This window comes from Bradyrhizobium centrolobii (assembly GCF_001641635.1).
Lineage (GTDB): Bacteria > Pseudomonadota > Alphaproteobacteria > Rhizobiales > Xanthobacteraceae > Bradyrhizobium > Bradyrhizobium centrolobii.
In genome coordinates, this window is the sequence record NZ_LUUB01000038.1 from 79,817 (window position 1) to 102,312 (window position 22,496).

Sequence of the window (22,496 nt, forward strand, 5' to 3'; positions counted from 1 at the left end):
ACCCCAGCGAGTGCGTGTCTTTCAGCGTCGCTGCTCTCTCCCACATGGGGAGAGGGCTCAATCGGATAGCTTCGGCGAGGACGGCGAGCCCGCCTTAAGGACATGGAAAGCGTCTGCACAAAGCGCGAGTTCACTACTTGCCCTGGCGGTCGACCTTGTCCTTCTCTTTCTGGTTCATCTCCCGAACTTTCGGTTCTGCGCTGCTCTGCCCGGTGGTCTGGGTGGTCGAAGCCGGCGGTGCATTGGCGTTGGGAAGCGAGTTCTGGTCCGGCGCGGTGGGGCGCGTCGCGGTGGCCGGCGCGCTCGCAGCGCTCTGGGCGAAGGTGCTTGCTGCGGTCAAAAGAAAGGCGCCCGACAGCAGCGAGACTGCGAGCGCCCTTGAGGTCATGGTCATCGATCTGCTCCTGTCAGATCGATGGAAACGGCGCGAAGCCGACTTACGTTCCCGCTCTACGCCTCCAATTGCTTGCCGATCGGAAGCGCGCGGATGCGCTTGCCAGTCGCGGCGAAGATCGCGTTCATCAGCGCCGGCGCGAAGGGCGGCACGCCGGGCTCGCCGACGCCGCTCGGCGGCGTGTCGGGTCCGGGCGCCACGATGTAGACGTTGGTGATCAGCGGAGACTCGTCCATCCTGATGACCTGGAAGTCGTCAAAGTTCTTCTGCTCCACCTTGCCGTCCTTGAAGGTGAGCTCGCCATATTTGGCGAGGCTGAGGCCCATGATCGCCGCACCCTCGATCTGCGACTCGATGCGCTCGGGATTGACGTAGGTGCCGCAATCGATAGCGGTGTCGACCCGCGGCACCGTCAGCTTGCCCTTGTCGTCGACGGCCACCTCGACGATGGTCGCGATGTAGCTGACGAAGCTGCGGTGCACGGCGATGCCGAGGCCATGGCCCTTCGGCACCTGGCGCCCCCATTCGCCCTTCTCGGCGACCAGCTCGACCATCTTGCGCAGCCGCGCGGTGTCGATCGGGTAGCTGTCATAGGGCTCGCCGTAGTTCCAGAGGTCCTTCACCTCAGGCTTGACGATCCGCGGGCTGCCGATCAGCGCGAGCAGCGTCTCCTTCTGGTCACGGCCCGTCGCATGCGCGATCTCGCCGACCATCGACTGCACCGCGAAGGCGCGCGGAATGTTCGAGACCGAGCGGAACCAGCCGATGCGGGTATGCGCGGCCGCTTCCGGATTCTCGCAGGAGATGTTGGCGATCTCGAAGGGCATGTCGACGAGCCCCATGCCGAGCTCGAAGGCCGCCTGGTGAACGGTGCCGGCGGCGAAGGTCGAGGCGATGCTGGGGGCCACGCTGCGGTGGCGCCAGGCGATCACCTTGCCGTTCTTGTCGAGCCCCGCCTCGATCCGCTCGACCGAGACGGTGTGCAGGAAGTCGTGGTGGACGTCGTCCTCCCGCGTCCACTGCACTTTCACCGGCGCGCCGAGCTCCTTCGACAGAAGCGCGGCCTCGAGCGCGAAGTCGCATTTCGACTTGCGGCCGAAGCCGCCGCCAAGCAGCGTGACGTTGACCGTCACATTCTGCTCGGGGATACCAAGCGTCTTGGCGACGTCTTCGCGCGTGCCGCCGGGGCTCTGCACCGGCGCCCAGATCTCGGCCTTGTCGCCCTTGACGTCGGCGACCGCGACCGGCGGCTCCATGCTGACATGGGCGAGGTGGGGCAGGTAGTATTCGCCGACGATGACCTTGTCGGCGCTTTTCAGCGCGGCATCCGCATCGCCCTCCTTGCGCACGACGAGGCCCGGCTTGCGCGAGGCCTCCTCAAGCTCCTTGCGATAGGCGACCGAGTCGTATTTGCCGTTGGGGCCATCGTCCCAGACCAGCTTCAGCGCGTCGCGTCCCTTGATCGCCGCACCGGTGTTGCGAGCGATCACGGCGACGCCGCCGAGCGGCTGGAATTTCGAGGGCCACGGCCAGCCGCGGACCTGCATCACCTTCTCCACGCCGGAAACTTTCAGCGCCCCATCCGGATCGAACGAGACCAGCTTGCCGCCGGTCACCGGCGGGCGCGCGATGACCGCGTATTTCATCCCGGGCAGGCGAACGTCGGCGCCGTAACCCGCCTTGCCCGTGGTGATGTCGTGAAGATCGACGATGCCGATCTTGCCCTTGGTCAGATAGTGGAAGTCCTTGGGGTCCTTCAGCTTGAGGCCTTCGATGCTCGGCACCGATTCCTTGGCGGCATCGGCCGCGAGCTCTCCGAAGCCGAACTTGCGCCCGCTGGCGCCATGGACCACCTCGTGATTGACCGCCTTCACCTCGGTCGCCGGCACGCCCCAGCGCTTTGCGGCAGCCTGCTCCAGCATGGTGCGGGCGGAGGCGCCGATCTGGCGCATCGGCATCAGATAGTGCCGCGTGCTGCGCGAGCCGTCGGTGTCCTGGTTGCCGAACTTGACCTCGTCGCCATGGGCCTGCTGCACCTTGACCCTGGACCAGTCGGCTTCCATCTCCTCGGCCACGATCAGCGGCAGGCTGGTGCGCACGCCGGTGCCCATCTCGGAGCGGTGCGCGATGATGGTGACGACGCCGTCAGGCGCGACCGCGACGAAGACGCGCGGATCGACCACGACGCCGTGCGGCATCTTTCCCGCGCCGGTCTCATAGGCGAAGGCCTGGCGCGACATTACGGGCGCGGCAAGCACGAAGCCGCCGGTGACGCCGAGGCCCTTCAGGATGCTACGGCGCGAGACCTTCTCGACCTTGATGTTCTTTTCGAAGCCACGAAGCTTCCCGGGATTGTCGATGAAATTCATGATCACACCCCCGTCGATGCGAGATGGACGGCGTTCTCGATGCGCTGGTAGCAGCCGCAACGGCAGATGTTGCCGGACATCGCCTCGCGGATCTGCTCGTGCGACGGCTTTGGATTGTCCATCAAGAGCGCCGCGGCCTGCATGATCTGGCCGGCCTGGCAGAAGCCGCACTGGGGAACGTTGACCTGGCGCCAGGCCTTCTGGACGGGATGATCGCCGGTCGGATGCAGCCCTTCGATGGTCGTGATCTCGCGCCCGGCGACGTCGTTCACGGAGGTGATGCAGGAGCGCACGGCTTCCTTGTCGACGATGACCGTGCAGGCGCCGCACAGGGCCTGGCCGCAGCCGAACTTCGTGCCGGTTAGCCCGGCCTCGTCGCGCAGGAACCAGAGTAGCGGGAGATCCGGGTCGCCGTCCCAGCTCTGTTCCTGGCCGTTGATCTTCACCTTGATCATGATCGTCCCTCGCTCTTCATAAGCATGTCGATTTTGAATGAGCCGACATCAGTCGGCGCCATGGGGCCGTACGTCGTTTCGCCCACATCCCGGCCTGTCGTCCCGCGCGGGCAGTCCCGGAGGGAGGTCGGAATGCGATCGGCGATGTCTGGATGTGCTCGATACCTCCCGTTTTCGTTCTTAATTGATTATGTTTCGCTCGGCATCGTCACGCCGCGACCGTATCAGAGATCGGGCTGGACCGGCATTCACAGCCGGGTGTCCTTGACGTGAACAGATTGTATCTGCGGTTTGGCAAAAGCAGGGCGGCGATGCTGCGCCTTGGGTGCCGCGCGGATCCTGCAAGGCAGGTGGCAGCAAAAAAGCTTCGTCCGCCAGGAGGGACTGCGCGGACGAAGCAGGATGCCTCAGTCGAGGGAGGGAGAAACGCAGGGCACGCGTACTTCAACGAGGAAGCAGGCGGCACTGCGCAGTCATTCAAAGACCAGGACTGAGGGAGCCAACGGCTCTCGCAGGCGCATCAAGTAGAAGCGGCGGCTGCGATGCCGCCGCAATCCATCGGGGCCTCGCCCGTCCGGCGCGCTGAAGGTGGTCGAGACCAGCGGCTGGACGGGAGATGGCGAACGTTTGGCGGCCTTGATCAGGCGGCCTTGGCTTTCGCCACGTGGGTCGCGATCGCGTCCATCAGCGCCGGCGACAAGCAGTCATAGGGCTCGAGCCCCAGCTCCTTGAGCCGTGACCGAACGCCGGCCATCTGCTCCGGCTTCACGCCCGATTCGATTACCGAGGAGACGAAGGCGGCGAATTGCGGCGCCTGCGAGCCCTGTTCCTGGAACAGTTCGGGATGGATGAAGTCGAGGCCGTAGAACGGATGGTTCTTGTTCTCGATGCGGCCATACATGTGCGTGCCGCAGGCCTTGCAGGCGTAGCGCTGGATCACCGCCGAAGGGTCGACGATCTGGAGCTTGTCACCGTTCTCGAGCACGGTGACGTTCTGGCGCGGCACCACCGCGACGACCGAGAACATCGCGCCTTGCGGCTTCCAGCATTTGGTGCAGCCGCAGGCGTGATTGTGGGCGACGTCGCCCTTGATGCCGACCTTGACCGGATGGTCAGTGCATTTGCAGACCAGCGTTCCGCCGGCAAAGCTGCCGCTGCCCTGTTTGATGCCGTTGTCGATTGAGGGGTGGAGTGCAACAGTCATGGGACGATCCTCCTGGTGGGTGATGGTTCGGGTTCAGTAGACGACGACGGAACGGATCGATTTGCCCTCATGCATCAGGTCGAAGCCCTTGTTGATGTCTTCGAGCTTCAGCACGTGGGTGATCATCGGATCGATCTGGATCTTTCCATCCATGTACCAGTCGACGATCTTCGGCACGTCGGTGCGGCCGCGCGCGCCGCCGAAGGCGGTGCCTCTCCAGTTGCGGCCGGTGACGAGCTGGAACGGACGTGTGGCGATCTCCTTGCCGGCTTCCGCGACGCCGATGATGATCGAGGTGCCCCAGCCGCGATGGCAGGCTTCGAGCGCCTGGCGCATCACCGTGGTGTTGCCGGTGCAGTCGAAGGTGTAGTCGGCGCCGCCGTCGGTGAGCGTGACCAGGTGCTGGACGACGTCGCCGGTGACCTTCTTCGGGTTGACGAAGTGCGTCATGCCGAACTTGCGGCCCCATTCCTCCTTGGAGTCGTTGATGTCGACGCCGATGATCTTGTCGGCGCCGGCCATCTTGGCGCCCTGGATGACGTTGAGGCCAATGCCGCCGAGGCCGAACACGACGACGTTCGAGCCGGGGGTAACCTTGGCGGTGTTGACGACGGCGCCGACACCAGTGGTGACGCCGCAGCCGATGTAGCAGCTCTTGTCGAAGGGGGCGTCCTCGCGGATCTTCGCCACCGCGATCTCCGGCAGCACGGTGAAGTTCGAGAACGTCGAGCAGCCCATGTAGTGGTAGATCGGCTTGCCCTTGTAGGAAAAGCGGCTGGTGCCATCAGGCATCACGCCCTTGCCCTGAGTAGCGCGGATCGCGGTACAGAGATTGGTCTTCTGGCTGAGGCAGCTTTTGCACTGCCGGCATTCCGGCGTGTAGAGCGGGATGACGTGATCGCCCGGCTTCACCGAGGTCACGCCTGCGCCGATCTCGCGGATGATGCCGGCGCCCTCATGGCCCAGGATCGACGGAAAGATTCCCTCGCTGTCGAAGCCGTCGAGCGTGTAGGCGTCGGTATGGCAGATGCCCGTTGCCTTGATCTCGACCAGGACTTCGCCGGCCTTCGGTCCTTCCAGATCGACTTCGACGATCTCAAGCGGTTTTTTCGCTTCGAAAGCGACGGCGGCACGTGTCTTCATCGTAAACTCCTCAAATCCTCATGGAGACGCCAAGACTTCAAGTCTCGGCCCGGCTCCAAACGTTTATTTCTTGCCCATGCACGAGTCTTCCGCCTTGGTATAGGCGTCAGTCTTGTCCTCATGCTTGCCGGGCCGCGCACGGCCCCAGGCTTCGTTGGAACGCGCGCGCAGATAGACGTAGAGATCGTCCATGTAGCAGGCCACGTTCGGATTATCGCCGAAGGCCGGCATCACATTCTCCTGGGCGGTGGAGATGTTCTTGCGGCCGGAGGCAACGACGCCGAGAAAATCGGCATAGCTCATCGTCTTGAGCGAGTCCTTCAGCGCCGGCGCGTAGGTGGAGCCCATTCCATCCGGGCCATGGCACACATGGCAGTCCGAGTGATAGCGGCGGTATCCGGAATAGGTGTACCAGTCCACGTTGCCGTCGGCCGAGATCTTGTAGGTCGGATTTCCTTCCTTATCGAGCCATTCGCCAGTTTCGGTTTGCTTGACGGCAGTCGGGTCACCCGAGTTGTCCGCGACGGCAATTCCTCCGGACGCAACGAAGAACATCGCAGCAATGACAGAGCAGATCTTACGCAAGAGATTTTTCCTCGCAGGCGCGCGGTGGAGACGAGCCGGCGCGTGGAGTTGATCCACGCGCCGGAGCGATGCTGAAGAGAGGCTAGTTGGGCAGCGAGAACACGGTCAGCGTACCGCCGAGTGCCGTGTAGTTGCTGAGCGCCGCGTAGCCCCCGACTGCGCCGAGACCGGCGGTCGGATCGGTCAGACCTGCCGCCAGACCGATGCCGGCCCAGCCGCCCACGCCGGAGAGCACGGCAACGTACTGCTTGCCATTGTTCTCATAGGTCGTGACGTTGCCGATGATGCCGGAGGGAGTCTTGAACTTGTAGAGCTCCTTGCCGGTCTTGGCGTCGACCGCCTTCAGGTAACCTTCGAGCGTGCCGTAGAACACCACGTTGCCGGCGGTTGCGAGCGCACCCGACCAGACCGAGAACTGCTCCTTGTTGGACCAGACGATCTTGCCGGTCTTGCCGTCCCAGGCGATGAAGTTGCCCATGTGGCTTTCACCCTGCGGCGGATACATCGAGAGCGTCGCACCCACATAGGGCTGACCCGCGGTGTAGCTCACCTTGAACGGTTCGTAGTCCATGCAGACGTGGTTGGTCGGGACGTAGAACAGCTGCGTGTCGGGCGAGTAGGCCGCCGGCTGCTCGTCCTTGGTGCCGAGCGCGGCCGGGCAGATGCCCTTGGTGTTGTGATCCTCGCCGCCTTTTTCGGTCGAGGCCGCGTCAAGAACCTTCGGGCGACCGTAGGTCGGCGAGTTCTTGTCCATGTCGACGCCGGAGGTCCAGTTCACCTTCGGATCGTACTTCTCGGCGACCAGGAGTTCGCCCGTTGCACGATCGAGCGTGTAGCCGAGACCGTTGCGGTCGAAGTGCGTCAGGAGCTTGCGCGCCTGGCCGTTGATCTGCTGATCCGAGAGGATCATCTCGTTGACGCCGTCATAGTCCCATTCGTCATGGGGGGTCATTTGATAGACCCACTTGGCCACGCCGGTGTCGGGATTGCGCGCCCAGATCGTCATCGACCATTTGTTGTCGCCCGGACGCTGCTTCGGATTCCAGGTCGAGGGATTGCCCGATCCGTAATAGATCAGGTTGAGCTCAGGATCGTAGGAGATCCAGCCCCAGGTGGCGCCGCCACCGATCTTCCACTGATCGCCTTGCCAGGTCTTGAGGCTGGAGTCCTTGCCGATCGGCTTGCCGAGAGCCGTGGTCTTCTCGGGGTCGACCAGGAGCTGATTATCCGGCCCCTCCGAGTACCCCCGCCAGACCTCCTTGCCCGTCTTGAGATCGTAGGCAGTCATGTGGGCCTGCACGCCGAACTCGCCACCGGAAATGCCGACCAGCACCTTGTCCTTGATGACCATCGGCGCCGAGGTTCCGGTCTCGCCCTTGGTCGGATCGCCGTTCTTCGCAGTCCAGGCAACCTGGCCGGTCTTGGCATCAAGCGCGACCAGCGTGGTGTCAGCCTGGTGCAGGATGATCTTGCCGTCGCCATAGGCGAGGCCGCGGTTGACGGTGTCGCAGCACATCACCGGGATGACGTTCGGGTCTTGCTTCGGCTCGTACTTCCAGATGATCTTGTTCTCGTTGGAAAGGTCAAGAGCATAGACCTTGTTCGGGAACGGAGTGTGGACGTACATCACGTTGCCGATGATCAGCGGCCCGCCTTCGTGGCCGCGCAGCACGCCGGTCGAGAAGGTCCAGGCGACCTGGAGCTTGCCGACATTCTGTGCGTTGATCTGGTTCAGCTTGGAATAGCGGCTGTTGGCATAGTCGCCCGTTGGCATTACCCAGTCTTTGGGATTCTGCGACATCTTGATCAGCTCGTCATTGGCTGACGCGCTGCCGACGGCCAGAGCCGCCGCGGAGCCAAGATAGGTCGCCAGTAGCACCTTGCGCATAGTCATTCCTCCTAGGTCTCGTTTATCGTTTTCGAAGCATGCTTAACCGCCGGGCTTTGACGTCCAGCGTCTGCTCGTGCAGGGCGGTCACGTTTGGGACCAGAAACGATGCTGTATTGTTTCCTCCTCCTGGTATGAGCCACAGGTCCGCGTTTGGTTAGCGGCCCGTTTCTTGTTGTTCCTGCCGCAATCCCTAACCGGTTCGCTATCGGGAAACTTGCCCAAGAGAGAAGCCGCTTTGCTCGACAGCGCACGGACGCGAAGTTTTTGATTTTGCAATAGCGAATTCAGCGGCTTCCGCGCTGCCCGACCGCAGGCTTCGGCGCTTCAGGTTCCCCTTGACGGCGCTGCAACTAAGTCGGAGGATTATTTTTAAGGACGGCAGTGGGGCAGGGCGCTTGCCCCAAAAGACCGCCCAGATTTGAGGTAAACGTCGCGCAATCACGACTGAGGGCTCCGGCGGCGCCGGTCGCGATTCGCGTCGACTCCCCGGGTGAAACCAGTGGCTGGATCATGTCCGACACAATCCACACGCTCTCGACGACCGGACTGACGCCGAAGAAGCAGATCCAGAGCTGGATCGACGGGCTGACGAGCCTGTGCGGCTACTTCGATGTCGATCCGCTGGAGGCGTCCTCGCTCGAGGGACGAATCGATTACACCACCGTTTCGCGTCTGAAGCTCTGCCAGATCGAGGTGAGCCAGCACCGCATCGCGCACACCATGGCGCGTGCCAAGGCGAACGAGCATCCCTACATCAAGATTCACTTCCAGACCTACGGCGTGTCCTATTTCGAGCAGGAAGGTCGCCACATCGAGCTCAACCCGGGCGACATCATCGCCTACGACGTCTCCTGTCCGCATTCGATCATCAGTCCCGCCTTCACGCGCCACGACGTGGTGATCGTGCCGAAGTCGCTGCTGCGCGATCGCGGCTTCCCGTCGCAGCGGATGCCGGCCTGCAAGCTGTCGGCGCGCACGGGTACGGGGCGGATCGCCCATGATTTCGTCCATGCGACCTTCGACGAGGCCGCGAAGCTGTCGGCGAACAGTGCGGTCGGCGTCGCCGATTCGCTGATCGACCTGTTGCTGCTGCCGCTGCGCGAGGCCGACACGATGTTCGATCGGGTCGGGCCCGAGGCGATGTATGTGCGCGCGCAGTTCTTCATCCGCGAGCACCTGCGCGACCCGGATCTGTGCATCGACCAGATCTCGACGGAGCTCGGTTGCTCCAAGCGCTATCTGCACATGCTGTTCAGCGAACGCGGCACGACGGTGAGCGACTACATCTGGCAGGCGCGCCTGCAGAACTGCCGGCAGGAGCTCGAGGCCCACGGCGGCAAGACCATCACCGACGTCGCCTTCTCCTGGGGCTTTTCCAGCTCGTCGCATTTCAGCCGGGTATTCCGGAAATATTTCGGCGTGGTGCCGTCCTCGATCCACAAGGCGCAGCAGAACGCCGTTTCCTCCGAGGAGCACTAGAAGAGGGGCCGCGTCGCGGCGCCGTTCGCATCATCGGCCGCACCGATCGAGGCGCCCGCCTCTGCAGGCGGGCGTTTCGCTTTTGGAGTCAGGCCGGCTCCAGGCCAAGCGACCGCGCGCTTTCGATCCAGATCGGCAGTTCGCGCTGATACAGGGCATTTGTCTCCTTGAACCCGAGCGCCGGTTCGAGCACGAACGTGCTGAGCACCTCCTTCACTTTCGGATCGCTGTTGGCAGCCACGCAGAGTTCGGCGAGCCGGTCGACGATCGGCTGCGGCGTCGCCTTCGGCACGGCCCAGCCTGTGAAGCCGCTCACCGTGAAAAACTTCGATGTTGCGCCCTGCTCGGGGAGAGTCTTGATGTTCGGGATCGCGTCGACCTTCTTCGAATGCACCGCGAACACGGTGCCGCGGTCGCTTTGCAGAACGGATTGCGCGGCCGTGTAGCTGCCCATCGCGGCATCGAGCGTGCCTTCCAGCATCCCCGTCCACATCGGGGCTTCGCCACGATAGTGAACCGGCTCGATCCTGAGGCCATACTGCTTGTTGAGCTCATTGATCGTCATGTGCGGGGCCGAGCCCGCACTATAGGTGCCGAAGTTCACCTTGCCGCTCTTGCGCGCGAACGCGACGAAGTCGTCCAGCGTCTTGATGCCGGTTTTAGGGTTCGCCACCAGCAGTAGGCCGGCGCCCGGAATGACGCTGACGAGCGTCAGGTCCTTATCCATGTCGTAGCCTGGATTCTTCATGACCACCCGGTTCATGATGTAGGTGGTCGAGATCGAGCACAGCACCGTGTGGCCGTCGGGCTCTGCACGGGCGACCTCTGCCGTGCCGATCGCGCCCGAGGCGCCGGGCTTGTTTTCGATGACGACGGTCTTTCCCACCTGCTTCGAGATGAACTCGCCGAATGCGCGCGCCAGCAGGTCGGTCTGTCCGCCGGCAGGGTAGCTGCAGATCATGCGGATCTGCCGCGACGGCCAGGCGGCTTGCGCCGAGGCGGGGCGCGAGATGGAAGGCATCACGGTAGCGGCGGTGCCGGCTGCGATGAAGTGGCGGCGATCGAGCTTCGCGGACATGAATCCCTTCAATCCCTTCCTGAATTTTTCGTCGAGGGTACTGCATCATGCGGCCTGTGAAATGGGCGACAGGCGAGACAGATTGGCGCATTCGAGGGAAGGCGCCTGGTCCGGATCGTGGCGCCGCGCTCCCGCGCGCGATGCAGGTCGATCCTTGTCGCGTGTTATCTGGACGAACGGGCTTTCCGCACGACGCGCAGCCAGACGATCTCCGTCAGGGCCACCGCAATGAGGCCGAACGCGCCGCCCGTGATCACGTTGGCCACGCGCTCTTCGGCAATGCCGCTCGCGCCGCCGGCGAAGGAGGCCGCAAGCGCGATGAAGAAGCAACGCAGGCCGAAGGCGACAATGTAGCTGGAGAATGAAATCAGCGTGAGGGTGGCAGCGAGCACCGCGAGCGCATAGCCGACCCGGCCGACCGGCAGCGCGACACCTGCGAGGAAGCCGAGCGGGACACCGACGAGCGCCCCGATCGCTCTTTGCTTCAGCTTGCCGGTGGAGGCGGAGAGGTCGCCGACGACGACGCTTGCGGCCGACCACATCACCCATTGCCCCTGGGCGAGATTCAAAATCTCGACCAGGGCCGCCGCGGCGAACACCGCCATGGCGGTTGCGGCGGCGGGCAGGAACCATTCGGGGGAGGGCGGTCCGTAGGAGGACGTCACGGCATTGCCTCGCCGCTGGTCATAAATCTGGACGCCGCAGACGAGCGCAAGCGCAACCGGCGAGGACGCGATGATGACGCCTGCATGACGCAGGGCCTCCGTAGCGCTCACCCCCTCGCGCACTTCGCAGGCGAGATAGACGGCCGGGATGAACACCCAATTGCCGAGGGTCCGCAAGTTGTCTCCGTAGCGCGTCACCGCAACGGCAAGGAATCCGGCGAGTGCCGTCAACGCTACGAACAGCGGCTTGATCGGAGCGGCGAGGAAGAGCGTGCCAAAGGTGAAGAGGATCGCGAGATAGTGCAATGCGACCGCCCTCGGTGCCAGCCGAAGTTTAAGCGCGGGAATGAGCAGCGAAACCGCGATCAATCCCAGGTTCAAAAGGGCCGGCTCGCGCGTCAGGAAATAGGCGGCCACGATCGGACCGACGACGACCAGCGCTCGCAGGAGCTCGCCGGTCTTGATTTCGCGGGAGAGCAGGTCTCGCAGCCTTGCAACTATCGGCGGGCTCACAATGCACCAGATCGTCGAAGGAAGCGCTACGCATAGCACGAAAATGGCCTCAGTACCTTGGCCCGCGTGCGATGGCCGTGCCACAGCTCTCGCTGTCATCGCCCGGCTCGACTGGGCGATCCAGTATTCCAGAGACGGTGAATGATACGGAGAAGCCGCGGCGTACTGGATGCCCCGCTTTCGCACGACAGCGGAGAACGAGGCGCCGAACCAGTCGATGTGGTTGCGCCCAGCCACATCCGCCGTCATTCCGGGATGCGTGCGCAGCACGCAGGCCCGGAATCCATCAGGCCGCATGTTCTGCGGGGAGATGGATTCCGGGTTCGCCCTTCGGAGCCCCGGAATGACGGCGGTAAATCTCACCGCTGGATGATCTGCTTCCAGACGTCGCCGAGGATCGCAGGCTCCCGTGGCGGCAGATAGGTGAGGCCGGCCTGCTTGCCGAGCTCGGCGATCCTGCCTTCGGCGGCAAGCTCGCCGAGCGCCTTGTTGACTTCGGTGATCAAGGCAGGGTCGCTCGCAAGCCCGACATAGCCGCGATTGGCGCCGATCGGATAGTAGTAGCCGGAGGCGGTGATCGCCGTATCGGGATGGACGGCGCGATGGGCGTCGAAGCGGCCGAGGTCGATCAGCGTCGCATCATAGACGCCGCGGTCGAGTGCGCCGAGCAGGTCGTCGCGGCCGGGAACGAGATGCGTGATGTTATCGATCAGGCGGCCCTTGTCGAAGGTCATCAGGATGGCGTCGCCGAGCGAGCCGCTCTCGATCGCGAGACGAAGGCCTGCAAGATCGCCGATGTCGCCGATCCTGCGCTCGCGCGCCTTCGGCCCGAGCACCACAGTCATCGGCGAATAGACGTAAGGCCGGCTCGGCGCGAGGACGCCGAGCGCGACACGGCGGCGCCGGTCCTCGCGCGTGGCGCCGTCGAAGTCGGGAAGCCGCGCGGTCTTCATGCCGGGAGCCACCAGCGAATCCGTCGTCAGCGCGTAGCCGCCGACGAGCGAACAGCGGCCGTCGGAGAGCAGCGCATTGGCCTCGAGCTGCGGGCTCGAATCCTCATCTAATTTGCTCTCGAACCACTGGATCTTCAGCGGTCGTCCCATTCGATCCGCGATCGCCTGCGCCAGCGTCACGTCGAAGCCGGCGTCCGGCTTGCCGCGGCGATGTGCCGACAGCGGCGGCCGATCCTCGTCGAGACAGATGCGCAAGGGTTCAGCCGCGCAAGCGGCCGTCGCCAGAACCGCGAAAAGCGCCGCAAGACCGCACGTCACCAGCCGGCGCCTCATTGCCGTCTCCGGCTCGAGATGAACGCCCAGAGGTCCGTGATGTCATCGTCATTGAGGATGTCACCCCAGGGCGGCATCTTGTTGTTCTTGCCGTTCTTCACCGTGGTGACGAAACGTGTCCTGTCGTCGGGGAAGGCGCGCAGGTCCGGGGTGATGGTGCCGGAGTTCATAAGATTGGGGCCGTGGCAGTGCGAGCATTTCTCGGCATAGGTCGACTTGCCGTGGTCGATCTGCGCCTGAACCGGATTACCGGATGAATCGTCCGCGGCACGGACGGTCGCCACAAGCGCGACCGTGAGCGCCGTGACGGCGGCGAGGATCGCCGCCGTCTTATGAGATACCTCTCTCAGCACGTGTCGCCTGTGGTTACTGCTTGACCGCAAAAACCCAGAGCGAGCCGCCGGGCGGCACCTTGGCGAGCCGTTCGTCACCGGAGAACAGCGAGTAGACGCCGCCATAGCCGCTGGTGACGGCGATGTACTGCACGCCGTCCTGCTGCCAGGTGACGGGCTGTCCCTCGATGCCCGAGCCGGTCTGGAACTGCCAGAGCTTCTTGCCGGTGTCGGCGTCGAAGGCTTCGAACTCGCCGGTCAGCGTGCCCGTGAACACGACGCCGCCCGCCGTCGACAAGACACCGGAGAAACGCGGGATGTCGCTCGGCGCTTCCCACTTCGCCTTGCCGGTCAAGGGATCGATCGCCTTGAGATGGCCGCGCGGTCCGTCACCGAATTCCCAGGGATCGGTGAGGTCCATGCCGAGATACCATTCACCCTGCTTGAAGGTGACGGGCTCGGTCTTGTACCTGCCGCCGAAGGCGAGCGTGTTGGCGTAGGCAAGTCCGGTCTGCGGATTGAACGCCATCGGCTCCCAGTTCTTGCCGCCGAGGATCGACGGATAGACGATGACCTTCTTGCCCTCGCGTGCGTCCTTCGCAACATCAGTCTCGATCGGCCGGCCCGACTTCATGTCGATGCCGGTGGCCCAGTTCACCTTCACGTAAGGGTTGGCCGCGAGCAGCTTGCCGTTGGTGCGGTCGAGCACGTAGAAGAAGCCGTTGCGGTTGGCGTCCATCAGGACCTTGGTCGGCTTGCCCTCGACGTTCATGTCGGCGAGCACCATCTCGGCGACCGAGTCGTAGTCGAACGGATTGTTCGGCGAGAACTGGTAGTGCCACTTGATCTTGCCGGTCTTGGGATCCATCGCCAGCACCGAGCAGGTGTAGAGGTTGTCGCCGGGACGCACCGCCGAATTGAACGGTCCGGGATTGCCGATGCCCCAATAGACCGTGTTCAGCTCCGGATCATAGGAGCCGGTGATCCAGGTCGAGCCGCCGCCCAGCTTCCAGGTGTCGCCCTTCCAGGTGTCGCCGCCGGGCTCGTCCGGCGAGGGGATCGAATGGGTGCGCCAGAGATGCTTGCCGGTTGCAGGATCCCAGCCATCGATGAAGCCGCGCGTGCCGAACTCGGCGCCGGACATGCCGGTGACGACGACGCCGTCGGCGACCAGCGGCGCGACCGTCATCGAATAGCCTTCCTTGACGTCGGCGGCCTTCTGCCGCCAGAGCTCCTTGCCGTCCTTGGCATCGAGCGCAATCACGTTGGCATCGAGCGTGGTGCGGAACACCTTGCCGTCGTAGAGCGCAGCGCCGCGGTTGATGATGCCGCAGCAGACGATGCGCGGCGTCTCGGCGGGATATTCGATCTTGCTCTTCCAGATCTGCTTGCCGGTCTTGGCGTCGACCGCCATGGTCGCGTTGTGCGACGTCACGTAGATCACGCCCTGGTACACCAGCGGCTGCGATTCCTCGCTGCGATCGTCGTTGAAGCTGTAGTTCCAGACCGGGACGAGGTTCTTGACGGTGTCTTTGTTGATCTGATTCAGCGTCGAAAAGCGCTGGAGATTGTAGCCCATCCCGTAGTTGAGAACATTCGATGTATCAGTCGCCCCTTTGACCAGTTGCTCGGTGGTCTGTGCGTTCGCACACGTTGATGCAAGCATGACGAGGCTCGCGGCCATCGCAAAGCATTTCATCCGTTCCTCCCAATATGCGCGCCTTTTGACGCTGCGGGAGCAACACTCTGTCGGAAAGCAAAACGCGTCAACACGAAAAGTCGCAAGTTGTGCGTCGAAGTGTTTGCACGCCAGATGCCAGTTACCTTGAGTAAACCTTTCGACAATCGACTCCACTTGTGTTGATGCGCTGGCGCAATTCCACGGCATGACGCGACGCGTGCTGCTTGTCGCGGTGGCGCACCGTTCGCGCGTCTAGTTGGTCAGATGGTTCGAGCACAGAATCGGACGCGGCTTGGTTCCGCGCTTGTCCGGCGGCACATTGCAGTTGTCGATGCGCTGCTCGTCCGTCCATTTGGGACCGAGCCGTTCCTTGCCAGTCAGGGTTTCAGCCTTGGCAGTCGCAGGCGGCATCGATTTGGGAAGAGCCCTACTCTGCGCCGCAACGGAAGAGGTGAGGCCAATCGCAACGGCACAGCAAAGTGGAATTGGGGTCGGGATGTTCATGGGCAGCCTCGCTGGTGCAGCATGACAATATCCGCAATAAGGCGATGGTGCGGGCCGACGGTCCACCCGAAATCCGTCAACTTTGCGCATGACCCGGGGTCCGCAGCGAACCCGGGGCTTGAAACCAGCCCCGGACAATGGACTTATGGTTGTCTCGATCCCGCGCCACGCGGGGATTTTCTCCAAGGGAGGTCTTGATGATATCGCGCCGCTCCATTGCACTTGCGTTGACCGGCCTGCTGCTTGGCGGCCCGGCCTGGTCGGCATCCCGCAACGCGGTCAAGATGTTTGATACCGATAATGACGGAACGGTCGATCTTGCCGAGGCGAAGAAGGCCGCCGCTGCGCTGTTCGCCAAGCTCGATGCCGATCACGACGGCACGCTCGATGCGCGGGAATTGCGCGGACGGTTGACTGCAAAAGAGCTCGCCGCCGCCGATCCCGATCACGACGGGACGCTCACGCTGGATGAGTATCTCGCGGTGGTGGAACAGCGCTTCAAGGCAGCAGATCCCGACAATGATGGGACGCTGGACGCCAAGGAGTTGAATTCGCGTGCCGGGCGCGCACTGGTGCGGCTGTTGCGATAGATGCGCGCAGCGCGCGTCGTGGCTTGACCGAGAGCGAACACCATTTGCCCGAGAGGGAACTATCATCGCTTAAAAGGCTGCATCTCTGTGTTCGGCGTTCGATTACCGGCTTGCGCGGTGCGCGATGCAGCCCTAGGTTTCGGTCCGCGCGATGTCGCGCTCAATACCTTGGGAGACCCCGAATGGCTTGGAAAGCTCCGAAGATCGTGGAAGTGCCGGTGGGCATGGAAATCAACATGTACGCCTGCGCTGCGCGCAAGTAAGACCACCTGACGGACCCGCCGCGGCTTCAATGGCAAACACCATTGAAGCCGCGGTGGTGTTTATGGCGTGCGGTGCGCCGGCCCAGTCGTCCTCATCATGTGCGAAGCGTCTTCAAATCATCCGATTGTCTGACGCATTCGAGTCGCGACTCGCGTCCCATCCAGGGTCGGGCATCGCGCAGTGCCCACCTCCGGACGCCAGGCTTGCGTTAGACCGCGACACTTCCGGTCGCGGGCTCAGGCTTCACCTTGAAACTCGCGTAACGAAGCGCAAGGGTTGGCAGCAGCAGCAGATTGAGGGCCATCGACGTCACGAGGCCCCCCATGATGACGATCGCCATCGGGCCCTCGATTTCTCGCCCCGGCTCCCCCGCGCCGAGCGCCAGCGGCAACAGGCCCAGGCCCGTCACCAGGGACGTCATCAGGATCGGAATAAGGCGATCGGCTGCACCTTCGATGGCGGTATCGGGTCCCCACACCCGGCCATCGATGAGAACGAGGTGCTCGTAGTGCGAGATCATCAGGATGGAGTTGCGCAGCGTGATCCCGAACAGGGTCACGAAGCCTACCATCGAGCCGAGCGAAAGCACGCCGCCGGTCAGCGCCAGCGCAAACACGCCGCCGACGAATGCGAACGGCAAGTTGATCAGCACCAGCAGCAGGTTTCGCCAATGGCCGGTCACCATCGCAAGCAGAAGGACAATGCCGGTCCCGGCCAGCAACGAGTTGACGATGAGGTCGCGCCGCGACTGCGCTTGCGCCTCGGCCGCTCCGGCAAACTCTATATGCGCACCGGGCGGCAGTGTGACCTCGCGCGCCATCTTGCGCTTGGCCGCGGTGACGAAGGATTCGAGATCGCGTCCGCTCACATTTGCCGTTACCGTCTGAACGCGCTGGGCGTTCTGATGCAGGATCTGATAGCGGCCGGAGGTTTCGTAGACGTCGGCGATTTGCTTCAGCAGAATGTAAGCTCCGCTCGGCGTGCGCACCGGCATATCGCCGATCTGAGTGAGGCGTGCACGATCATGCGCGTCGAGGATAACGATCACATCGAACACCGCATTGCCTTCATACCCCTGGCCGACGACGTCGCCCTGGTAGGCGGTGCGGATCAGTTCGAGCACTTCGACCGCGTCGAGCCCCCAGCGCTGTAGATCGCTCGGACGAAGCGTCACATTGACCTGCGGCATCCCCGGCGGGGATCGCTGCTGCACGTCGATCGCGCCCCGGACCTCGTCGAGTTCCCGGGCGGCGTTGCGCGCTGTGCTCTCGAGTGAATCGAGGTCGGGGCCGTAGATGTTGATGACTACTGCTGCGGTGAAGCCTGAAACGGTTTCCTCCACCCGCTCCGTCAGGTAGGTCTTGCTCGAGAAGGAAACGCCGGGGAAGTCGGCCAAGGCGGCCCTGATGCGCGCCTCTGCGGCGGATTGCTCCTTGCCGGAGAGCCCAGGCTGCAAGTCGACCTCGAACTCGCTGGAATGCGGCCCCACCGTGTCGATGCCGGCCTCGGCGCGGCCCGCGTGCTGCGCCACACTGCGTACGCCGGGAATCTGCTCGAGTGCATCCGTGATCAGCTTGCCGATACGCAGCGATTCGTCGAGCGACGTGCCGGGAATCGCGGAGACGTGCAGGATCAGATGGCCTTCGCGGAGATCCGGCAGGAATGTCCCGCCGAAGAACGGCAGCATAGCCGCACCGGCGATCGTCAGAACCACGGCCGCCGTCATCACGAGCTTCGGGAAGCGGCCGATGCGACGCAGCAATGCCTGGTAGTAGCGGCGGGACCACCGCACCACAGGCGGTTCATGCAGGCGCTGGTGGCCGGCCCTCCCGACGAGCAGCAGCATCGAGAGCGCCGGCGTCACCGTAAGCGCGACCGCGAGCGAGGCAACCACCGCAAGAATGTAGGCGATGCCGAGCGGACCGAAGAGGCGGCCGGCAATGCCCGAAAGCGCGAGGACCGGGAAGAACACCAGCAGCACCGCAAACGTTGCGTAGGCAACAGCAGTACGCACCTCGAGGAAGGCCTCAAGCACAACGCGAGCCTCGACTCTGGGCTTCGATGCCCGGCGATTTTCGCGCAGTCGGCGCACGACATTCTCGACACCGATCACGGCGTCGTCGACGACTTCGCCGATGGCGATCGCAAGGCCACCCAATGTCATGGTGTTGAGGGTTTCGCCCATCCATTGCAGGGCGAGCACGGCCGTGATCAACGACAGGGGGATGGCGGTGCAACTGATGATCGAGGTACGCCAGTCGAACAAAAACAGGAACAGAACGATGATCACGAGCGCCCCGCCTATCAGCAAGGCGTTCAGAACGTTGTCGGTCGCCGTGTCGATGAAGTTGGCAGGACGAAACAGATCCGCGTGGAGCCGAATCCCGTCGGCTTCGAGCGCCGGGCGCAGCTCTTGCAGCGCGGCTTCCGCCCGCATGGTGACTTCCCTTGTATTCGCGCCGTATTGCTGGCTCACCATGAGCATGATGCCGGGCGTGCCGTCGATGAGGGCGGCGCCGATCGGTGGTTCGGGAGCGGTCACCACTGTGGCGACATCGCCGAGTACCACGCTGGCGCCGCCCTCGTGCAGAAGCACCGTGCGGGCAAGCTGGTCGGGCGTCAAAGACTGCCCCTGGGTTTGCAACGTGATGCGCTGATTGGCCGTATCGACGAAGCCGGCGCCCCGTACTCCGGTGGCCTTCCGCGCGGCGGCCAGCACGTCATTCAGGCCGATCCGGAAACGGATCAGATCGTCCGGCCGGACCTGCACCTGCAACGATCTGACATCTCTGCCGTAGGTGGACACTTGGGCCACGCCCGGGACGGCCAGGAGACGCCTTGCCACGGTCCAGTCCGCGACCGTGCGCAAGTCCATCAATGAGCGCTGGTCGGAGGTCAGGCCGACGACGAGCACCGTGCCGGCCAGTGGAGTCAAAGGCGTCATCGACGGCGCCTGCACGCCTTGGGGCAGCCGCGAGGCAACGACCGCGAGACGCTCGGTCACCAATTGGCGCCCCCGGTAGATATCCTTGCCCGGCTGGAAGATGACGGTCACCACGGAGAGTCCCTGGATCGATGACGAGCGCAGGCTCTCGACGCCGGCCAGACCGTTGATCGAGGTTTCGATCGGTTGCGTCACGAGAATCTCGACCTGCTCCGGACTGAGGCCGGGCGCCTCGGTCTGGATCGTGACCTGTGGCGGCGCGAATTCGGGAAAGACTCCGTATTTGGCTTCGCCAAGCGCAAACAGGCCGTAGCCGAGCAGCGCGCACGAAACCGCCAGCACGATGCCCCGGAAGCGAATGGCGAAAGATACGAGAGCGACTTGCGGCCCTGACTTGCCTGAGCCAATGCCGTCAGTCATTGTCGGTGTCGCCCCGAAGCTCGCTCTTTGCCTCCTCGGACAACAAGACCTGTGCGCCCCGGATCACGATTTCCGAGCCCGATGGGATGTCCCGGACAACGTAGTCATCATCCGAAACGGGCTGATCGGTGCTGATCGGATGTCGTCTGAAGCTGTCGGCGTTCACGCGCAGGTAAACCCACGAGCGACCTTGCCATCGCACGATCGCGGTATCCTCGACGAAGACGCCCTCGTATGTGTTGCCCGACGGCACATAAACGGTGGTGTTCATGCCGGGCAAGAGACCGCTGTCGCCGGGTGCGGAGAAGAAATAGCTCAATCCCTGAACGCGCGGGTCGGTGCGCGTCGCTGGCGAGACATACTGTAGATCGATATTCGCGTTCCGTGTCGGCGCTTGCGCGAGAGCCGTTCCCGGAGTCCCCATGACCGTCACGCCCGGCGGTAGCGTCACCTGGACGAGAAACTGATCGCGTTCGATGAGCCGGACCACGAGGGACGAGCGCTCGACGATTCCCCGGCCGATCACCGGCCCCCACTCCTGCTGCGCCGTTGCCGCGAGGGTCCTGAGCTGCGACTCGGCGGCGGCGAGCGCGGCCTTGTCCGTCCGGAATGTTCCCTCCGCGGTCTCGGCCTCCTTCTTGGGGAGCGCCGCTGACTCGACGAGATTCCTGGTCCGCTCGAATGCGCTCTTTGCGACCTCGAGCCTGGCTTGCGCCGTCTGGAGCTGTGCCTGCGCGTTGGCGTAACTGTTGGTCAGCTCGGTGATGCGGGAGATGTCCAGTACCGCGCCGTATGCGCGGAATTGCTCGGGGTGCAGAGCTGTTTCCACAGCCGCCGTTTCGAGCCCAATCTGCTTCTGCTGGCCGGGAGTAAGTTTGACCACGGCCTGGTCGCTGTTTGCAGTGCGGGAAGGCTCGGCGCGGCTCGAATTCGGGGTGCCCGGCTGCGGCTCCTCTGAAACCGCTTGCCGGACTTCACCGGCGAAGAGCCAGATGCCGGCGACCAGAGCCAGCAAACGCACAGCGACCGCAACGCCGCGCCATAGGGTTTTCGTGAGAGCCATTAGCCTGTTAGCAGTTGTTGGGAACCAGCTTATTGACGAACTGAACCGGCGGCAAGGCGCCGGTTGTCGTCTTGCTACCCTGCGGGAGAGCTTGATGGGCGCAGCGTGCGGCCAACGACGCCCCGGTTCCGGTTTCTCTTCACGCGGGATTGAAACTTCCCGTTGCGTCCAACGTAGCCCTCTATGTTATCCCTTGACCGAGGACACAAGGATTTCGGCATGAATCCGATTGATCTGATTGTGACTGTCTGCGCCGTGCTCTCGCCCGCGACCTGCGAGGAGCAGCATCTGGTGTTTTCCTATGGCGGCTCGCCGAGGCAATGCGCCATGGCGGCGCCGCCCTACATCGCGCAATGGATCGGCGAGCATCCGAAGTGGCAGGCCGTGCGATGGCGCTGCGAATATCCGCACACGCATGACAAGGCCTGAGCATCGGCATTACTTGGTGCAGTCCTTCAGATCCTTGTCGGCGATCGAGAACACCGCGTCCGCCCTGATCTCGATGTCGCGGACGATGCACTGCCGTGAATTGGGATAGCTGACCTTGGCGTCGTAGCGGCCGGGCTCGACGCCGGTGATCCGCAGCCGCTCGTCATGGTCGACCTCCTTGTCCTTGTCGTTCAAGGTCTGGTTCGGTCCCCAGTCGGTCCTGCCCGCCGGCGAGAGCTGAAAGCCGGAAATCGTCTCGGTCGTCAGGTTCCAGAACCGGATGCCCTTGCCCTTGCTCTGCGCGGCGGCTCCGCCGGCACATGCCACCACGACGATCAAAGCCAGACACCAACGCGTCATCAGCCGCTCCTCCCAAATCACGCCGTCATTTCCTGATGACGCGCTCGCTGTTTCTTGCCTTGTCGAGATTCTTGGCGCGGTCAAGGCCGATCGGCGCGATCAGCTTGCTCGAGACGAGGTCGGCGCCCTCGAAATCGGTGCCGATGACGGTTGCTCCGCTCAGGTCGGCGCCGCCGAGCTGGGCGCTCCTAAGCGAGGCGCCGGTCAGATCGGCGCCTTTGAGGGAAGCGAATTCGAGATCGACGCGCGAGAGATCGGCGTTGCGCGCGTTGAGGCCTGCCAGATTGGCCGAGCGCAGGACGGCGCGCATCAGCCCCATCGACTGGTTGCGCATGTCGGCGCCAAGATGCGCCTCCGCGATCGAGGCGCCGACGAGGCTTGCACCGGTGAGGTCGGCGGCGATGCGAGCGCCCGTCAGATCGGCGCCGTCGAGGCGGGCGCGCGCCATTTGCGCGGCGAACAGATTGGCGCCCTTGAGGCTTGCGCCGGTGAGATCGGCCTCCAGCAGCCAGGCCTGATCGAGGATCGCGCGATCCAGGTGAGCGCCCGCGAGCTTGGTCCTGTTCAACCGTGCCGCGCGAAGAATGGCGCCGGACATGTCCAGACCTGACAGGTCAAGGCCCGAAAGCCGCTTGCCGGTGAAGTCGGCGGGTGCGGCCGCGCTCGCTTTTGTGAGCACGGTTTCGACCTCGGCCCGGCTCATCTCGGCCGACACCATCGCAGGCGAGGTGAGGTCGACATCGCGCATCATGTCCTGCGCGTTTGCCGCGGGGGCGGCAAGCACGACACCGAGCGCTGTGAGGACAGCCTTTGCCTTCATCGTCAGGCTCCGCTTCACGCTTGTTTA

The 22,496-nt window shown here is 63.7% G+C and carries 21 protein-coding genes; 4 read left to right on the plus strand and 17 right to left on the minus strand.

Annotated elements, in window-relative coordinates:
• Positions 1–133: 133 nt before the first annotated feature.
• The 7 genes from AYJ54_RS09140 to xoxF5 form a co-directional block, all read right to left on the minus strand.
• Positions 134–394, minus strand: coding sequence for a hypothetical protein (locus AYJ54_RS09140; RefSeq protein WP_063698507.1), 261 nt, complete (start codon positions 392–394; stop codon positions 134–136).
• Between the two features lie 56 nt (positions 395–450).
• A complete protein-coding gene (locus AYJ54_RS09145; protein ID WP_063698509.1) occupies positions 451–2,763 on the minus strand; it encodes a xanthine dehydrogenase family protein molybdopterin-binding subunit in 2,313 nt (770 codons plus the stop codon).
• Positions 2,764–2,765: 2 nt separating this feature from the next.
• Complete coding sequence (locus AYJ54_RS09150; protein WP_063698510.1) at positions 2,766–3,218, minus strand: (2Fe-2S)-binding protein; 453 nt, start codon at positions 3,216–3,218, stop codon at positions 2,766–2,768.
• Between the two features lie 640 nt (positions 3,219–3,858).
• Positions 3,859–4,422: an S-(hydroxymethyl)glutathione synthase gene (gene gfa, locus AYJ54_RS09155; RefSeq protein WP_063698512.1), complete on the minus strand. Its 564-nt coding sequence runs from the start codon at positions 4,420–4,422 to the stop codon at positions 3,859–3,861.
• Between the two features lie 33 nt (positions 4,423–4,455).
• Positions 4,456–5,565, minus strand: coding sequence for an S-(hydroxymethyl)glutathione dehydrogenase/class III alcohol dehydrogenase (locus AYJ54_RS09160; protein WP_063698514.1), 1,110 nt, complete (start codon positions 5,563–5,565; stop codon positions 4,456–4,458).
• Between the two features lie 63 nt (positions 5,566–5,628).
• Positions 5,629–6,120 carry a c-type cytochrome, methanol metabolism-related gene (locus AYJ54_RS09165; RefSeq protein ID WP_063698516.1) on the minus strand — a complete coding sequence of 164 codons (492 nt, stop codon included), beginning with the start codon at positions 6,118–6,120 and terminating at the stop codon, positions 5,629–5,631.
• A gap of 112 nt (positions 6,121–6,232) precedes the next feature.
• Positions 6,233–8,038 carry a lanthanide-dependent methanol dehydrogenase XoxF5 gene (xoxF5, locus tag AYJ54_RS09170; RefSeq protein ID WP_063698518.1) on the minus strand — a complete coding sequence of 602 codons (1,806 nt, stop codon included), beginning with the start codon at positions 8,036–8,038 and terminating at the stop codon, positions 6,233–6,235.
• 513 nt (positions 8,039–8,551) lie between these two features.
• On the opposite strand from xoxF5, the gene AYJ54_RS09175 reads away from it, so the two are divergent.
• Entirely contained in the window at positions 8,552–9,520 is a 969-nt protein-coding gene (locus AYJ54_RS09175; RefSeq protein WP_063698520.1) for a helix-turn-helix domain-containing protein, read from the plus strand.
• 88 nt (positions 9,521–9,608) lie between these two features.
• Here the strand turns inward: AYJ54_RS09175 and AYJ54_RS09180 are convergent, their stop codons facing one another.
• From AYJ54_RS09180 to AYJ54_RS09205, 6 genes are all read right to left on the minus strand, one after another.
• Positions 9,609–10,598 (minus strand): Bug family tripartite tricarboxylate transporter substrate binding protein, encoded by a 990-nt coding sequence (locus tag AYJ54_RS09180; RefSeq protein ID WP_063698522.1) that lies wholly within the window; start codon positions 10,596–10,598, stop codon positions 9,609–9,611.
• Positions 10,599–10,762: 164 nt separating this feature from the next.
• Positions 10,763–11,776 carry an FUSC family protein gene (locus tag AYJ54_RS09185; protein ID WP_245328946.1) on the minus strand — a complete coding sequence of 338 codons (1,014 nt, stop codon included), beginning with the start codon at positions 11,774–11,776 and terminating at the stop codon, positions 10,763–10,765.
• Between the two features lie 359 nt (positions 11,777–12,135).
• Positions 12,136–13,062: a substrate-binding periplasmic protein gene (locus AYJ54_RS09190; protein ID WP_063698524.1), complete on the minus strand. Its 927-nt coding sequence runs from the start codon at positions 13,060–13,062 to the stop codon at positions 12,136–12,138.
• Positions 13,059–13,415 (minus strand): c-type cytochrome, encoded by a 357-nt coding sequence (locus AYJ54_RS09195; protein ID WP_063698526.1) that lies wholly within the window; start codon positions 13,413–13,415, stop codon positions 13,059–13,061. The genes AYJ54_RS09190 and AYJ54_RS09195 overlap by 4 nt, the downstream gene beginning before the upstream one ends.
• A 13-nt stretch (positions 13,416–13,428) precedes the next feature.
• Positions 13,429–15,093, minus strand: a complete 1,665-nt coding sequence (locus AYJ54_RS09200; protein ID WP_063698528.1) for a methanol/ethanol family PQQ-dependent dehydrogenase — start codon at positions 15,091–15,093, stop codon at positions 13,429–13,431.
• Between the two features lie 234 nt (positions 15,094–15,327).
• A complete protein-coding gene (locus AYJ54_RS09205) occupies positions 15,328–15,579 on the minus strand; it encodes a hypothetical protein (protein WP_063698530.1) in 252 nt (83 codons plus the stop codon).
• A gap of 197 nt (positions 15,580–15,776) precedes the next feature.
• Here AYJ54_RS09205 and lanM point away from each other — a divergent pair, with 197 nt between their 5' ends.
• Positions 15,777–16,169, plus strand: coding sequence for a lanmodulin LanM (gene lanM / locus AYJ54_RS09210; RefSeq protein ID WP_063698532.1), 393 nt, complete (start codon positions 15,777–15,779; stop codon positions 16,167–16,169).
• A gap of 182 nt (positions 16,170–16,351) precedes the next feature.
• Positions 16,352–16,432 carry a pyrroloquinoline quinone precursor peptide PqqA gene (gene pqqA / locus AYJ54_RS09215; RefSeq protein WP_012029362.1) on the plus strand — a complete coding sequence of 27 codons (81 nt, stop codon included), beginning with the start codon at positions 16,352–16,354 and terminating at the stop codon, positions 16,430–16,432.
• A gap of 209 nt (positions 16,433–16,641) precedes the next feature.
• On the opposite strand, the gene AYJ54_RS09220 is transcribed toward pqqA, so the two are convergent.
• Together AYJ54_RS09220 and AYJ54_RS09225 are read right to left on the minus strand one after the other, a co-directional pair.
• Complete coding sequence (locus AYJ54_RS09220; protein ID WP_201724154.1) at positions 16,642–19,797, minus strand: efflux RND transporter permease subunit; 3,156 nt, start codon at positions 19,795–19,797, stop codon at positions 16,642–16,644.
• Positions 19,790–20,860, minus strand: a complete 1,071-nt coding sequence (locus tag AYJ54_RS09225; protein WP_063698534.1) for an efflux RND transporter periplasmic adaptor subunit — start codon at positions 20,858–20,860, stop codon at positions 19,790–19,792. The genes AYJ54_RS09220 and AYJ54_RS09225 overlap by 8 nt, the downstream gene beginning before the upstream one ends.
• Before the next feature lie 219 nt (positions 20,861–21,079).
• Here AYJ54_RS09225 and AYJ54_RS09230 point away from each other — a divergent pair, with 219 nt between their 5' ends.
• Entirely contained in the window at positions 21,080–21,289 is a 210-nt protein-coding gene (locus AYJ54_RS09230; protein WP_063698537.1) for a hypothetical protein, read from the plus strand.
• 9 nt (positions 21,290–21,298) lie between these two features.
• Here AYJ54_RS09230 and AYJ54_RS09235 read toward each other — a convergent pair whose 3' ends face one another.
• Both AYJ54_RS09235 and AYJ54_RS09240 read right to left on the minus strand, forming a co-directional pair.
• Complete coding sequence (locus tag AYJ54_RS09235; RefSeq protein WP_063698539.1) at positions 21,299–21,649, minus strand: hypothetical protein; 351 nt, start codon at positions 21,647–21,649, stop codon at positions 21,299–21,301.
• 25 nt (positions 21,650–21,674) lie between these two features.
• Positions 21,675–22,469: a pentapeptide repeat-containing protein gene (locus AYJ54_RS09240; RefSeq protein WP_063698540.1), complete on the minus strand. Its 795-nt coding sequence runs from the start codon at positions 22,467–22,469 to the stop codon at positions 21,675–21,677.
• Between the last annotated feature and the right edge of the window lie 27 nt (positions 22,470–22,496).

Bases quoted from the DNA above. Each gene is read 5' to 3' on its own strand.
- AYJ54_RS09235 (WP_063698539.1), bottom strand. From the start codon at position 21,649: ATGACGCGTTGGTGTCTGGCTTTGATCGTCGTGGTGGCATGTGCCGGC.
- AYJ54_RS09240 (WP_063698540.1), bottom strand. From the start codon at position 22,469: ATGAAGGCAAAGGCTGTCCTCACAGCGCTCGGTGTCGTGCTTGCCGCC.
- AYJ54_RS09175 (WP_063698520.1), top strand. From the start codon at position 8,552: ATGTCCGACACAATCCACACGCTCTCGACGACCGGACTGACGCCGAAG.
- AYJ54_RS09220 (WP_201724154.1), bottom strand. From the start codon at position 19,797: ATGACTGACGGCATTGGCTCAGGCAAGTCAGGGCCGCAAGTCGCTCTC.
- lanM (WP_063698532.1), top strand. From the start codon at position 15,777: ATGATATCGCGCCGCTCCATTGCACTTGCGTTGACCGGCCTGCTGCTT.
- gfa (WP_063698512.1), bottom strand. From the start codon at position 4,422: ATGACTGTTGCACTCCACCCCTCAATCGACAACGGCATCAAACAGGGC.
- AYJ54_RS09145 (WP_063698509.1), bottom strand. From the start codon at position 2,763: ATGAATTTCATCGACAATCCCGGGAAGCTTCGTGGCTTCGAAAAGAAC.
- AYJ54_RS09190 (WP_063698524.1), bottom strand. From the start codon at position 13,062: ATGAGGCGCCGGCTGGTGACGTGCGGTCTTGCGGCGCTTTTCGCGGTT.
- AYJ54_RS09140 (WP_063698507.1), bottom strand. From the start codon at position 394: ATGACCATGACCTCAAGGGCGCTCGCAGTCTCGCTGCTGTCGGGCGCC.
- AYJ54_RS09200 (WP_063698528.1), bottom strand. From the start codon at position 15,093: ATGAAATGCTTTGCGATGGCCGCGAGCCTCGTCATGCTTGCATCAACG.
- AYJ54_RS09150 (WP_063698510.1), bottom strand. From the start codon at position 3,218: ATGATCAAGGTGAAGATCAACGGCCAGGAACAGAGCTGGGACGGCGAC.
- AYJ54_RS09165 (WP_063698516.1), bottom strand. From the start codon at position 6,120: ATGTTCTTCGTTGCGTCCGGAGGAATTGCCGTCGCGGACAACTCGGGT.
- AYJ54_RS09205 (WP_063698530.1), bottom strand. From the start codon at position 15,579: ATGAACATCCCGACCCCAATTCCACTTTGCTGTGCCGTTGCGATTGGC.
- AYJ54_RS09230 (WP_063698537.1), top strand. From the start codon at position 21,080: ATGAATCCGATTGATCTGATTGTGACTGTCTGCGCCGTGCTCTCGCCC.
- AYJ54_RS09160 (WP_063698514.1), bottom strand. From the start codon at position 5,565: ATGAAGACACGTGCCGCCGTCGCTTTCGAAGCGAAAAAACCGCTTGAG.
- AYJ54_RS09180 (WP_063698522.1), bottom strand. From the start codon at position 10,598: ATGTCCGCGAAGCTCGATCGCCGCCACTTCATCGCAGCCGGCACCGCC.
- AYJ54_RS09225 (WP_063698534.1), bottom strand. From the start codon at position 20,860: ATGGCTCTCACGAAAACCCTATGGCGCGGCGTTGCGGTCGCTGTGCGT.
- pqqA (WP_012029362.1), top strand. From the start codon at position 16,352: ATGGCTTGGAAAGCTCCGAAGATCGTGGAAGTGCCGGTGGGCATGGAA.
- xoxF5 (WP_063698518.1), bottom strand. From the start codon at position 8,038: ATGCGCAAGGTGCTACTGGCGACCTATCTTGGCTCCGCGGCGGCTCTG.